Below are 13,497 nucleotides of genomic sequence, written 5' to 3'. Positions count from 1 at the left end.
TGCGTGGGCACCTCCGGCTTATCGGTGGGCTGGTACCGCTGCGCGGGGCAGCCAGCGGCGGTGGACGGATTCGGCGGGCTGCCGCAGGAGTTCGAGGCGCGGCGGGATCCGGTCGGTGCGGGCGGACGGGGGCCGCCCGCTGCCCGCCCGCCAGGCGCGCGCCCAGGGCGCGGCCGGGCCCTGGTAGCCCTGGGCGGCCGCGGCGTGCAGGGTCCACAGGGGGTCGTGCAGCTGGGCGCGGCCGACACCGCACAGGTCCGCCCGGCCGGCCAGGACGATCGAGTTCACGTCGTCGTACGTGGAGATCGCACCGACGGCGATGGTGGGGATGCCGGTGGCGTTGCGGATGAGGTCGGCGTACGGGGTCTGGTAGCTGCGGCCGTAGCGGGGCCTCTCGTGGGCGACGACCTCGCCGGTGGAGACGTCGATGGCGTCGGCGCCCGCCTCGGCGAGCGCGCCCGCGATCCTGACGGCGTCCGCCTCGGTGGTCCCGCCGTCGGCCCAGTCGGCGGCGGAGATCCGCACGAGCAGCGCCTTGCCGGCCGGCCACACCTCCCGTACGGCGCGCAGCACTTCGAGCGGAAGCCGGAGCCGGCCGTCCAGATCTCCGCCGTACTCGTCGGTGCGCAGGTTGGTCAGCGGGGACAGGAAGCCCGAGAGCAGGTGCCCGTGCCCGTACTGGAGTTCCAGCACGTCGAAGCCCGCCCGGTCGGCCCGCCGGGCCGCGCTCACGAAGTCCCGTACGAGCGCGTCCATGTCGGCCCGGTCGGCCTCGCGCGGCACCGGGCTCCGCTCGTCCCAGGGCAGCGCCGAGGCGGCGATCGGCTGCCCGTCGCGGGCGGCCGCGCGGCGACCGGCGTGCGTGAGCTGGATGCCGAGGCAGGTGTCGGACTGGCCGTGGACGAAGTCGGTGATGCGCCGCCAGGTCGCCTCCTGTTCGTCGTTCCACAGGCCGGGGCAGCCGGGGGTGGCCCGGCCGTCGGCGGTGACGGCCGTCATTCCGGCGAGGACCAGCCCGGCGCCGCCGATGGCCTGTGTGCTGAGGTGGACGAGGTCGAAGTCGCCGGGGATCCCTTCGCGCGCGGTGTGCAGGGCGGTGGGCGGTACGACGACCCGGTTGCGCAGCAGCAGTCCGCCCAGCGGGTAGGGGCGGAACATCGGCGGCACGGTCGAGGAGCGGTTGACCGCGGTGGTGAAGCCCTCGTCGCGCACGCGCAGGTTGTCGTAGGTGACGCGGCGGCTGCGCGTGAGGAGGTTGAAGGCGAACTGGTGCGGGTCCTGGCCGGTGTAGCGGTCGATGTGCTCGAACCACTCCAGGCTGGCCTGGGCGGCGCGCTGGGTGGACTCCACCACCGGCCTGCGCTCCTGCTCGTAGGCGGCGAGGGCGGTCGGCACGTCCGGATGCTCGTGCAGGCTGGCCGCGAGGACGAGGGCGTCCTCCATGGCGAGCTTGGTGCCGGAGCCGATGGAGAAGTGCGCGGTGTGGGCGGCGTCGCCGAGCAGGACGACGTTCTCGTGGCGCCAGGTGCGGTTGCGGACCGTGGTGAAGCGCAGCCACTTGGAGTTGTTGGGGATGAGCCGGTGCCCGTCGAGGTGGTCGGCGAGGAGTTCCTCGCAGCGCCGGATGCTGTCCTCGTCGCTGGTGCCGGGCGGATGGTCGCGGTCGGCGAACTCCTCGAAGCCGGCGCGCCGCCACGCGTCCTCCGCCATCTCCACGATGAAGGTGGAGCGGGTGGCGTCGTAGGGGTACGCGTGCACCTGGAGGGTGCCGAAGTCCTGTTCTTCGACGATGAAGGTGAAGGCCTCGAAGACCTTGTCGGTGCCGAGCCACATGTAGCGGCCGGAGCGCTCGTCGAGGTCGGTGCCGAAGGTGTCGGCGTAGGCGGCGCGGGTGGCCGACCGTACGCCGTCGCAGGCGACCACCAGGTCGTAGGTGGCGGCGAGTTCGGCCGCGGCCGGGGCCTGGGTACGGTAGCGGACGTCCACCTCCAGGGCGGCGCAGCGCTGCTGGAGGATCCGCAGGAGGTGCTGCCGGCCGAGGGCGGCGAAGCCGTGGCCGCCCGAGGTGAGGGTGCTGCCCCGGTGGCGGACGTCGATGTCGGCCCAGCGGGCGAACTCGGCCGACATGGCCCGGTGGATCTCGTGGTCGGCCTGGGCGATGCCGTCGAGCGTCTCGTCGGAGAAGACGACCCCGAAGCCGAAGGTGTCGTCGGGGGCGTTGCGTTCCCAGACGGTGACCTCCCAGTGCGGGGAGAGCTGCTTGGTGAGGGCCGCGAAGTACAGTCCGCCGGGCCCTCCTCCTATGACTGCGACGCGCACGGCGTGCCTCCTGGTGATGGCGCGGTGGTGAGTAGTTCCGGTTGCTGCGGTCCCGCCGTGCCCAGCAGGTCCCTTACCTCTGCGGGCCAGGGGGTCGACCCGGTCGCGTGGGCGGCCGAGTGGGCGATGACCATGCGGCCGGTGGCCGCCTCGCCGCCCTGCGCGCCGCGTACGGTGAAGGCGTAGTGCAGGGAGGCGGTTCCGACCTTGGTGACCTTCAGTTCGGTGCGTACGGTCTCCCCGAACCAGAGCCGGGCCCGGTAGTCGGCCTCGAAGTGCACCCGGGGTGTGCTGCCGAACAGGTGCGACAGGCCCAGGCGGTGGAGCAGGACGGCCTCGGCCGCCTCGACCCAGCGCACGACGGTGGAGTGGTGGTAGTGGCCGGCGGCGTCGGTGTCGGTCCACTCGACGCGGCGTTCGACGACGACACCGGTCGGCTCGGCGGGTGCTGAAACGGGCGCGGGTTCGGGGGCGGGCGCGGGTGCGGCGTCGGCCCGGGCCCGGTCGCGCAGTTCACCGCGCCGGAGCTTGCCGGTGCCGGTGCGCGGGAGGGCGCTGACGAACTCGACGGCGCGCGGGTACTTGTACGGGGCGATGGTCTGCTTGACGTGGGACTGGAGCTCGCGGACGGTCGAGCCGTCCGCCGGGACACCTCCGCCCAGAACGACGTACGCCTTGACGAGCATGCCGCGCCGGGCGTCCGGGGCCCCGACGACCGCGCACTCCGCGACGTACGGGTGGGTGGCGAGTGCCTTCTCGACCTCGGGGCCCGCGATGTTGTAGCCGGAGGAGACGATCATGTCGTCGCTGCGGGCGACGTACCAGAAGTACCCCTCCGCGTCACGGATGTAGGTGTCGCCGGTGACGTTCCAGCCGCTCCTCACGTACGAGGCCTGGCGCGGGTCGTCCAGGTAGCGGCACCCGGTGGGACCGGTGACCGCAAGCAGGCCGGGCTGCCCGTCGGGGACGGGGTCGCCGTGCTCGTCGACCACGGCGGCGCGGTAGCCGGGAACGGGACGGCCCGTGGCCCCGGGCCGGATGTCCTCGTCGGCCGCGGAGATGAAGACGTGCAGCATCTCGGTGGCACCGATGCCGTCGATGATGCGCAGGCCCGTGGCGGCGTGGAACTCGTGCCACACGGCGGCCGGCAGCGGTTCGCCGGCGGACACGCAGCGGCGCAGTCCGGCCAGCCGGTCCACCGCCCCGGCCTCCATGATCGCGCGATAGGCCGTGGGGGCGGTGAACAGCACGGTCACCCCGTGCTCCGCCACCAGGTCGGCCAGTTGCAGCGGGGCCGCCTGCTCGATCAGCAGGGTCGCGGCCCCGACGTGGAGCGGGAAGACCACCAGCCCGCCGAGCCCGAAGGTGAAGGCGAGCGGCGGTGTGCCGGTGAACACGTCGTCCGCGCTGGGCTTCAGGACGTGCCGGGAGAACGTGTCGGCGTTGGCGAGGACGTCGCGGTGGAAGTGCAGGGTCGCCTTCGGGCGTCCGGTGGTTCCGGAGGTGAAGGCGATCAGCGCCACGTCGTCCGCGGCCGTGACCACGGTGGCGAACCGGCCGTCCTTGGTCGCACAGCGCGCGGCCAGGTCAGCGGGTCCGGGACCCCCGTAGGTGAGGACCGGCAGGTCCGGCAGCCCGGGACGGTGGCTCGCGTCGAGTTCCTCGGCGTAGCGGTGGTCGCACAGGGCGAGGGACGGCCGGCTGATGTCGGTGAGCTCGGCGAGTTCTCCGGCGCGCAGCAGCGGCATGGTGGTGACGGCGACCCCGCCCGCCTTCAGGACGCCGAACCACGCGGCGACGAGCCAGGGGTTGTTGGGGCCGCGCAGCAGGACGCGGTTGCCCGACAGGAGGCCGAAGTCCTCGGTGAGGACCTGGGCGACCTGGTTGGCGCGCTGCTGGAGTTCGCCGTAGGTCCAGCGCTCGGTCGGGGTGAGCAGGCAGGGGCGGTCGGGGCCGTGCCGCTCGACGGCGTCGTCGAGCAGGCGCCGGGCGCAGTTGAGTCGGTCCGGGTAATCCAACTCCGGTAGATCGAAGTGGAGTTCGGGCCAGAGGGCGGAGGGCGGAAGCCGATCACGACAGAACGGGTCGGCGTACGCGGAAGGGGAGAGCTCCATGGGGCGGCACCTCAATCAGGGAGCAGCGGGGAGATGAATGCAAGGTATGTCGAATATTTGGCGTCCGTCAACATCTCGCGATATCGCGCTCCGCCGAAGGACCCCGCCGACCCCGTCCCGGGCGGATCGGGACACCTCCGGAGGGCCACTCAGGACGCGGGGACGCGCACCCGGACGCACTTGCCGAACTCGTGAGCGACGACGGAGAGTTCACCGCCGAGCTCGGCGATCAGGAGCTGCACCAGCAGGAGCCCGCGCCCGCACTCGGACTCCGGGTCGACCTCCGCACGGGGAGCGGGCAGCCGCGGCAGCCCGGCCCCCCGGTCGGCGACCTCCAGCCGCAGCCAGCCGTCGCCCGCCACGACGGCGACCCGCATCCGCCCGGCGCCGCCGCCGGCATGCCGGACGACATTGCCGACGAGCTCACTGACGGCCAGCAGCAGTGCGTCCGCCACCTCGGCCGGGACCCGCCAGCCGTCGAGGGTGGCACGCACACGGGACCTGACCTGCGGAACGCTCGCGGCGTCGGGGTCGGCGACCCAGTGGACCCAGCTTCGGAGCGCGGGAACCGCAGCGGTATCGGCGGTGACGGCGGGGGTGAGCATGAGGTGCTCCCGGAGGGGGAAAGGCGGCGCCGCTGGGGAAGCTCGTGCAACCGATCCGGAATCCGGACCGTTCCTGGGCTTGTGGGCAGCGGAAATGCGTCGCTAGAGTCCTTGATTACACGTGTAACAAGCTACGCCTCCCCCGATGACTCGCGCAAGCATTTCGGACAAACGACGCGAAGCCTGCGCCGGCCCCACCCGCCCCCGGCCGCAGGGACGCAACCCCTGAACCACCGCGCAACCGAGCCATCGGGCGCAGAGCCGCCACCGAACATTTCTGGAAGGGCCGCAATGACGCAATCTCCTCCCGCCGAGATCGACATCGCCGACATGACCTGGCCGCCCCCGCCGTACCGGTCCCCGGTACCACCCGTGACGGGCACCGACGGCGTTCGCCGTTTCGACGGGATCACCTACGCGACCACGCCCGGCTACCGCCCGCGGCTGCTCGACGTCCAGGTTCCCGCGGGCGAGGGCCCGTTCGCCGCGGTCGTCTGGATCCACGGCGGCGGCTGGCTGGACGGCGACCGCCGCTACCCGCCGCCGACCGTGCCCGCAGCCCTGCTCCACGGAGCCGTACTGGCGGCCGGGCTCGCGCTCGTCTCCATCGACTACCGGCACAGCCTGGAGGCGCCCTTCCCGGCCCAGCTGCACGACGTGAAGGCCGCGATCCGCTACGTCCGCACGTTCGCCGACACCCTCGGCATCGACCCGGACCGGATCGGCGTCTGGGGCGAGTCCGCGGGAGGCCACCTGGCCGCGCTCGCCGGTCTCGTCGGCCCCGACAGCCCGCAGGGCGCGGCGCTGGAGGGCGCGCAGGGCGTCGGCTCCGGCGAGACCGGGGTCCGCGCGGTCGTCGACTGGTACGGCGTCTCCGACCTCGTGACCCTGGCCGACCACCCCATGCCGGCCATGCCCACCGGTGGGGACTTCCCCGACCCCTACGAGGCCCTGCTCGGCGCCACCGTCGCCGAGCGGCCGGACCTGGCGCGGGCCGCGAGCCCGGTGACGTACGCGGGGGGCTCGACTCCGCCGCCGTTCCTGCTGGTCCACGGGACGCACGACGGCCTGGTCCCGTACAGCCAGAGCGAGGCCCTCGCCGCGGCTCTGACGAGCGCCGGGGGCGAGGTCACCCTGCAGCCCGTGGAGGGCGCCGATCACATCTTCCTCGGCTCCTCCGACATCCCCGCCATCGTCGAGGGGGGCGTGACCTTCCTGGCCCGTCACCTCGGCGCGCGGGTCTGACGGCGCAGTTCCCCGCACCCCTGTTCCACCACGGGGGCGCGGCCCCGGCGGCCGCGCCCCCGCCCTCACTTCACAGCACACCCGGTCACAGCGCACCCGGCCGCGGGTCCCCGCCGCGGCCACGAAAGGCAGCCATGTCCGCCAACCCGACCACCGCCCCCGACGACAGACGGCACAGACCCCGCAGGGCCGGCGGGACCGACCGTCGCGCCGGGTCCGGCGCGCCGCGCAGCCGCGGCGTCCTCATAGCGGGCCTCCTGCTCCTGGGGGCGGCCGTACTGCCGGCTCTCGTCGTCCGCTCCGACGTCGCGGATCCCCCGTTCCAGGGGCTGGACGACCGCTGGCTGATCTGGATGGGCGGTCCCCACGAGGGGATCTACCAGGCCGCGGCCACGGCCCTGGACCTGTTCGGCGGGCCGGTCGGCGCCCTGCTCCCGCTGTCCCTGCTGATCCTGCTGCTCGTCCGCAGGCGCTGGGTCTCGGCCGGCTTCCTGCTCGCCGCCGACCTGGGCGGCAACATGCTCGTCGTCCAGGGCCTCAAGCACCTCGTGGACCGGCCGCGCCCGGCCCACCCGCTGGTCCGCGTCGACCACGGCTCCTTCCCGTCCGGCCACGCGGCCACGGCGGCGCTCCTGGTCGTCCTCCTCGGGGTGTTCCTGGTCCCGGCCGCCCGGCGGCGGGCGTGGTGGATCGGGGGCACGGCCTTCACGCTGGCCATGATGTGGAGCCGTACCTGGCTGCACGCGCACTGGCTCAGCGACACGGTGGCCGGGGCCGCGGCGGGCGCGGGGGTGGGGCTGCTGGCGTGGTGGCTCTTCCACCCGGCACTCGCCCGCGAACGTGCCCGCGCCCACGACCGCCGGGGGGCGGCCGCGGGCGCGGGCACGGCCTGAGCCGGCGGGCACGATTGAATGCTCGGGTGACGGACTGGGAACCGATGTACGACAGCCGCGGGGACAGCGCCCGCGTCCCCGAGCTCCTCGACCGGGTCGAGGGCGACCTTGACCCGGAGGCGTGGCAGGAGCTGGAGCGCCGGCTGACCGTCGGAGCTCCCCTCACGTTCCCCGCGAGCTTTGCGGCGTTGCCCCGCCTGGTGCGCCTCGCGGGCGCGAACAGCCGGGCACGGAGGCTCGCGGGGAGGATCGTGCGGTACGCGGCGGCCACCGACGGCTGTGACGATCTGCTGGAGGAGTGCACGGCCTCCATCGTCGAACTCGGCAGGCTGCTGGACGAGGAGCTGCGGGCGCGACCGGACCACTACCTCGACACCTTCCGCGACCTGCTCGCCACCCGACAGCAGTACCACTGGGCCGCCGTCCTGCAGGACTCTGCGGATGCCGCCTACGGCGTCGGCTGCCCGCACTGCCCCGTCGAGGTGACGATGGTCATCGGCAGCCACGCGCAGTACTCGACGATCCGCACCGAGCAGCTGAACGACGTGGAGCGGCGCACCCTGCGGCCGGCGTCCCCCGAACAGCTCTCCGGCACGGGGCGATGGATGTACGGGACGGCCGTCCGCGACGGCCGGTACCCACTGGCCGAGGCGATCGTCCACCTCTTCGGTCGAGCGGAATGCCCCCGCTGCGCCGCCCTGTTCACCTTCGCCGACGAGTACACGGCAGCCAACCGCCCCCTCGTATGAGCGGCGTCGGTCCGGGAGGTCGACAGGGCCGGCAGGTCAGGACGTCCGGCGGTGGATCAGGACCGGGTTCACGGCCGGTACCGGCTTCGCCGTTCCGGTCTCGACGAGCTCGTGCACGGCGTCCGCGATCTGCGCGGCCGTCGGCATGTCCAGCCGGACCGTGCTGAGCGCGGGCTGCTGGAGCGTGGCGAGGACGAGGTCGTCGCAGCCGACGAGGGCGACCTCGTCGGGGACGACGATGCCCTCGGCCTGAAGCGCGTGCAGCAGCAGCGCGGCGTACTCGTCGTTGTAGGTGAAGGCGGCGTCCAGGCCGAGGCTGCGCCAGCGCCGGGCGAGGGCGGTGGCGGATTCCCGGGTGTAGGACAGCTCCACCGCAGTGACCGTGGCCATGTGCCGGGCCGCGACCGACTCGGCTCCCGCCAGGCGCGGTTCGGCGAGGGTGCCGAGGCCGCGTTCCTGGGGCATGACCACGCCGATCCGGCTCCGGCCCCGCGCGATGAGGTGTTCGGCCGCGGTGGCGCCGATCCGGGTGTGGTCGAAGCCGATGGTGTGCACCCCCTCCACCGGGTGGGAGGCGAAGGCCAGCAGGCCGCGTACCCCCGCACGGGTCAGCACCTCGGCCGCCCGGGGGGTGAAGCGGTCGCCGTCCAGGGCGACGACGGCCGCGGGGCGCAGTTCGGCCCAGGCCCGGGCGGCGTCGAGGGGTTCGGCGAAGCGGCCCGCGTGCAGCACGGCCGTGTAGCCGTAGCGGTCGAGCTCGCTGTGCAGGTCGTCGACCCAGTCGCTGACGAGCCGCCCGACCGCGGAGATCGACGAGGGCATCAGGACGAGGTTGCTGCGGCCGGCGCGCAGGGACCGGGCGGCGGCGTGCGGTACGTAGCCGAGCTGCTTGGCCGCGTCGAGCACCCGGGCGCGGGTGCTCGCGCTGACCCGGTGGCCCTGGGTGTCGTTGAGGACGAAGGAGACCGTGGCACGCGACACCCCGGCGAGGCGGGCCACGTCGGCACTGGTGATCGATGCCGGGACGTGTGTGTCTTTGGCCATGACGTCCCTCGACGCTCCTTCTGCACGGTTCCGCTCGGAGTCTTCCTTCCCTACTAGGTTACACGAGTCAAATCAAGGGAGCAGGGGCGTCGGGAGCGTCAGGGGTGGCAGGGGGGATCAGGGGGTCACGGGGTCACGGGGTCACGGGCTGGTGCAGAACCCTGGAGGCTCCCGCGAGATCGTCGAGGGCGGTCACGACCGAGTCGAAGCGCATCGTGGTGCGGGACCCCGTGTCGTACGGCTGCCAGCGCGGCAGGTCCGGGTGGTTCGGGTCGCCGGTGCGTACGAAGGCGATCCAGGCCCGGTGCATGGCGTAGGCGAGGCCGTCGCGGACGGACGGCGCGAGGCCCGCCAGGAAGGGGGCGTGCGACCACTGGTCGAAGTTGTCGAAGACGAAGGGGAGTTCGAGGCAGTGCGCGGCGCCGAGCCGGCCGTCGTACGCGGGGGTGGGAAGGTCGAACTGGTAGGCCCACACGGGGCGGCCCGATGCGGCGCGCGCCTCGGCCAGCCGCACCGCCGGCACCCGGAAGAGCTCGTCCGTGATGAGGTCCATGAGGACGTCGGCCGGACGTGCGCCGGGCCGGGCCCGCTCGTACGCCGCGTACACGCCCTCGGCGGCTTCGCCCCCGAAGGTGTCCGCGATCCGGTCGGTCACCTGCTCGCGGGTGGCGGCGGCGTACCCCTCGTCCAGGGCGAAGCCGAAGTTGGCCTCCTCCCGCGTCCAGCCGATCATCACGTCGATACCGGCGGCCGTCGCACCCAGCAGGGCCTGCGCGGGGTGGTCGGTGAGGGTGACTCCGTCGATCACGGGCAGGAAGGGCGTCGGCCAGTACCCCCACCGCATGGTCTGCGCGAACAGTCCGCCACCCGCTCCGATCAGCTCGGGCCAGGGCAGTGCGCGCAGCTCCGCCATGTCCTCGGCGCCGGCCAGCTCCAGGTAGGCGGCGGTGCGCTCCAGGTACGCGGCCGGGCCGGGGAGGTCCAGCCCGAAGGGCGGGCTCTGCAGGATCACCCGCCGGATCAGACCCTCGGTCCGCGGATGGCCGGCGAGTGCGGCGGTGGACACCGCGCCGCCGGACTGCCCCGCGACCGTGATGCAGTCCGGGTCGCCGCCGAAGGAGGCGATGTTCTCCTTCACCCACCGCAGGGCGGCGAGCTGGTCGGTGAGCCAGAAGTTGCCGCCCGCCCCGCCACTGCCTTCCCCGGCTCCGCCGTCACCTTCCCCTTCGCCCGGGTAGAGGTAACCCAGCGGCCCGATGCGGTAGTTGATGCTCACGACGACCAGGTCGCCGTCGCGCGCGAAGGTCTCGCCCGAGTAGCCGGGCAGCGATCCGGAGCCGGACACGAAACCGCCGCCGTGGATCCAGACCAGTACCGGCCGCCGGGCGTCGTCGACGGCGGGCGTCCAGAGGTTCAGGGTCAGGCAGTCCTCGTCGAAGGGGGGCGACCCGTGCCCGCCGAGCACCGGGTCGCCACCTTCCACGTACATCTGCGGCGCGCTCGGACCATCGGCGGTGGCGGCCCGCGTACCGATCCAGCCGGCATGCGGCTGAGCGGGCCTCCAGCGCAGGTCGCCGACCGGCGGGGCGGCGTACGGGACGGCACGGAAAACCGTGACCCCACCCTCGTTCGCGCCGCACAGGCGGCCTGCGGGCAGGTCCACCACCGTCCGGTCCTGGCCTGGGGAGTGAGGCATGAGCCGTTCCTTCCTCGCTGTCGCGCGCCGAGTACACGCCGCCGACCGAGACTATGGCGTAAATTTGCCGAACGTCAACGCTGCTCAATAATTCGAGCTCCGGAGGGCGGGTGCCTCACAGCCACAGGCTGTTCGAGGCCATCCGCTCCGACTCCGTCTCCAGCAGCGGAGCGAAGGCCCGCCACAGGACGAGGCAGGTACCGGCGCCGACCAGGACACCGGCGAAGGTGTCGCTGAGCCACTGGGCGTGGAGCCAGGTCCGGCTGCCCATCATGGCGAGGACGTACGAGGCCCCGAAGACCCACCACCAGCGTCGCGCACGCGGCGGGAACACCACCACCGCAACAGAGACCACCAGCGTCACCGCGCTGAACACCTGCCCGGACGGGTACGAGCCGTCGCTGACCAGGACCCACGGGTGCGGCGGACGCGGCCGGTCGGCCAGCTGCTTGAGGGGCAGCAGCACGACGAGGTTGGCGACGACCGTGACGGTGAAGACGAACAGCCCCGAGCGCCAGCGCCCGTACACGCACAGGCAACCGATCACCAGCAGCGGCACGACCATGCCGAGCGGGCCGCCCAGCCGGTCCAGGACGGTGGCGAAGCCGCCGAGGCCGTCACCGCCGGCGGCTCCCGCGGTGGCCGGGTCGTTCACCGCGGCCGCCCAGCGGTCGTCGAGGTCCTGGAAGAACGGCCGCCGGTCCAGCCGGAGCAGCAGCCCGGCCAGCAGCGCGAGGGCCAGGAGGGCGATCCCGAGGCCGAGCGCACGACGCGGCGGGGCCGCCGGAAGGTGGTGGCGCGGCGGGCGGACCGGCCGGTGCGGCCGCGGCGGCCGGGACGGCGGCACGAAGGAGGGCGAGGGGAACATGGCGGGCCTTTCACGGTCGTCTCCCCAAGCGGTGGGGGCACGCGGAGAGCAGGCACGGGAGGGTCGGGCGCAGGAAGGCGCACAGGAGCGGAAGGGGGCGGGAGGGAGCGGAGCCGGGCGGCGTGGCGCGGCATGCGGCGGGGCCGGGGCGGCCGGAAGTCGCAGGAACGCGACGGGAGGCACAGGACACACGGCACGCGGCGCCGGACGACGCCGGGGCGAGCGGGCGAGCGGGCGAGGGGCCAGCCGGCGACAGGGTCGCGCGGTGCGGCACGGAGTATTGCCCACGCGTCACGACCGGCACAAGAGCAAGAGGGTTTCTCGACACATCCGCCGTGCGCGATGGCCGCCGGAGGGCGGTTACACGTCATGGCATGCCGACTCCCCCGTCGGTCACGATCTGCACAACGACCCACCGCGGACTCTGGCGGACCCCGGAAATGGGTGCTACACAGTGTCCACCGCACCTGGTGACACGTGTAACAACATCACGTTACGAAACGACGTCCGCCGCCGCATCCTCCCGGCGACGACGCCGTCCGGCGCCCGCCCGCGGGCCGCCCCTTCTCTTCCCCGCACGCCACCTCCCCGCTCCGTCCCCCGAGGAGTCGTCATGGCCACGCCCGAAGTCGTCGAACCGTCCGTCCCCCCGACCGGGGAGCCCGCCCCACGGCGTGCTCTCCTGCCCCTCCTGCTGGTCGCCAACTCCGCGATGATGGCGCTCTACATGGGCGTCGGCTCCGTCCTGCTGCCCACCCAGATCGCCGCGATCGCCCCCGACGACAAGGTCGCCGTACTCGGCCTCATCGGCGGCATCAGCGCGGTCTTCGCCACCGCCTTCAACCCCATAGCCGGGGCTCTCTCCGACCGCAGCGGACGCCGCAACCCGTGGATCGTGGGCGGCGGTCTGGCCTCCCTCGCCCTCCTCGCCGCCCTCGGCAGCGCCACCACGGCGCTGCTCGTCGGCATCGGCTGGTGTCTGATCCAGGCGACCATGAACGTCTTCCAGGCGGCGGTCACCGCGATCGTGCCCGACCGGATTCCCGCCGCCCGCCGGGGCACCGCGTCCGCACTGGTCGGGCTCGGACTGCCCATCGGCGGTACGGTCGGCGTGCTCGTCGCCTCCCAGACCGCGGATCAGTTGCGCACCGGCTACCTCGTCCTCGGCGCGATCGTCGCCGGGTCCGCCCTGCTGCTCAGCACCTTCTGCCGGGACGTCGCGCGCACCGAGCCCGCCGTCCCCGCACCCGCCAAGGCCCGGGGCGCCCAACTGGCCGCCTTCCTCTCGGCCCTGGCCAACCACGACTTCCGGTGGGCCTTCATCGGCCGGGCCCTGATGGTCCTCGGATACTTCTCCGTCGTCGGCTACCAGCTGTACATCCTCGACGACCACATCACCCTGCCCGGCGGGCTCACCCCGCCCGCCGCGATGGCCGTACTGACCCCCGTGTCGATGGTCGCGATGGCCGTCTCCACCGTGGTGGGCGGTCTGCTGTCGGACCGCTGGAACCGCCGCAAGGTGTTCGTCGGCGTGTCGGCCGCCCTCGCCGGGCTCGTCATGGTGGTCCCCGTGATCAGCCCGACCTGGACCGGCATGCTCGTCTTCAGTGCGCTCAACGGACTCGCCTTCGGCTGCTTCATGGCGGTCGACACCGCGCTCGTCACCCTGGTGCTGCCGCGGGCCGAGGACGCCGCCCGCGACATGGGCGTGCTGAACATCGCGAACGCGGGGCCGCAGATCATCGCCCCCTTCGTCGCCTCGGCCGTCGTCACCGGTCTGGGCGGCTACACCCCGCTCTTCCTCGTCGGCGGGGCCCTCTCGCTGGTCGGCGCGCTCGCCATCCTCCCGATCCGCAGCGTGCGCTGACCCCTGTCCGGGCCCGTCCTCAGCTCCGGCGGGCGCATGCCGAGGGTCGTGCGCCCGCCGGTACCCACCCTGCTCACCCTCATCTCCCTCCCTCCCA

General features: G+C 73.3%; 9 protein-coding genes and 2 pseudogenes. 4 read left to right on the top strand and 7 right to left on the bottom strand.

Annotated features, from left to right (window positions below; translation table 11 throughout):
- Positions 1 to 18: 18 nt before the first annotated feature.
- The 4 genes and pseudogenes from OG373_RS35770 to OG373_RS35755 form a co-directional block, all read right to left on the bottom strand.
- Complete coding sequence (locus OG373_RS35770) at positions 19 to 2,319, bottom strand: FAD-dependent monooxygenase (RefSeq protein ID WP_405442796.1); 2,301 nt, start codon at positions 2,317 to 2,319, stop codon at positions 19 to 21.
- A pseudogene (locus tag OG373_RS35765) lies at positions 2,301 to 2,669 on the bottom strand (acyl-CoA thioesterase); the annotation flags it as partial. The gene OG373_RS35770 and the pseudogene OG373_RS35765, both read right to left, overlap by 19 nt.
- Positions 2,670 to 2,798: 129 nt before the next feature.
- Positions 2,799 to 4,433, bottom strand: a pseudogene (locus tag OG373_RS35760) (AMP-binding protein); the annotation flags it as partial.
- Between the two features lie 149 nt (positions 4,434 to 4,582).
- On the bottom strand, positions 4,583 to 5,038 hold the full coding sequence (locus OG373_RS35755) for an ATP-binding protein (RefSeq protein ID WP_405442794.1): 456 nt from the start codon (positions 5,036 to 5,038) through the stop codon (positions 4,583 to 4,585).
- A gap of 291 nt (positions 5,039 to 5,329) precedes the next feature.
- Here OG373_RS35755 and OG373_RS35750 point away from each other — a divergent pair, with 291 nt between their 5' ends.
- From OG373_RS35750 to OG373_RS35740, 3 genes are all read left to right on the top strand, one after another.
- Complete coding sequence (locus OG373_RS35750; protein ID WP_405442793.1) at positions 5,330 to 6,283, top strand: alpha/beta hydrolase fold domain-containing protein; 954 nt, start codon at positions 5,330 to 5,332, stop codon at positions 6,281 to 6,283.
- Positions 6,284 to 6,417: 134 nt separating this feature from the next.
- On the top strand, positions 6,418 to 7,176 hold the full coding sequence (locus OG373_RS35745; RefSeq protein ID WP_405442791.1) for a phosphatase PAP2 family protein: 759 nt from the start codon (positions 6,418 to 6,420) through the stop codon (positions 7,174 to 7,176).
- Positions 7,177 to 7,202: 26 nt separating this feature from the next.
- Entirely contained in the window at positions 7,203 to 7,925 is a 723-nt protein-coding gene (locus OG373_RS35740; protein WP_405442789.1) for a hypothetical protein, read from the top strand.
- A 36-nt stretch (positions 7,926 to 7,961) separates the two neighbouring features.
- On the opposite strand, the gene OG373_RS35735 is transcribed toward OG373_RS35740, so the two are convergent.
- The 3 genes from OG373_RS35735 to OG373_RS35725 form a co-directional block, all read right to left on the bottom strand.
- A complete protein-coding gene (locus OG373_RS35735; RefSeq protein ID WP_405442787.1) occupies positions 7,962 to 8,969 on the bottom strand; it encodes a LacI family DNA-binding transcriptional regulator in 1,008 nt (335 codons plus the stop codon).
- 133 nt (positions 8,970 to 9,102) lie between these two features.
- Complete coding sequence (locus OG373_RS35730) at positions 9,103 to 10,665, bottom strand: carboxylesterase/lipase family protein (RefSeq protein WP_405442785.1); 1,563 nt, start codon at positions 10,663 to 10,665, stop codon at positions 9,103 to 9,105.
- Between the two features lie 115 nt (positions 10,666 to 10,780).
- Positions 10,781 to 11,533, bottom strand: coding sequence for a phosphatase PAP2 family protein (locus OG373_RS35725; protein WP_405442783.1), 753 nt, complete (start codon positions 11,531 to 11,533; stop codon positions 10,781 to 10,783).
- A gap of 613 nt (positions 11,534 to 12,146) precedes the next feature.
- On the opposite strand from OG373_RS35725, the gene OG373_RS35720 reads away from it, so the two are divergent.
- The gene (locus OG373_RS35720) at positions 12,147 to 13,400 is read left to right on the top strand and encodes an MFS transporter (RefSeq protein WP_405442781.1); all 1,254 of its coding nucleotides are present in this window, start codon (positions 12,147 to 12,149) and stop codon (positions 13,398 to 13,400) included.
- Positions 13,401 to 13,497: the final 97 nt, after the last annotated feature.

Source organism: Streptomyces avidinii (genome assembly GCF_045161815.1).
Taxonomy (GTDB): domain Bacteria; phylum Actinomycetota; class Actinomycetes; order Streptomycetales; family Streptomycetaceae; genus Streptomyces; species Streptomyces avidinii.
This window is presented reverse-complemented; position numbering and strand designations above follow the sequence as displayed.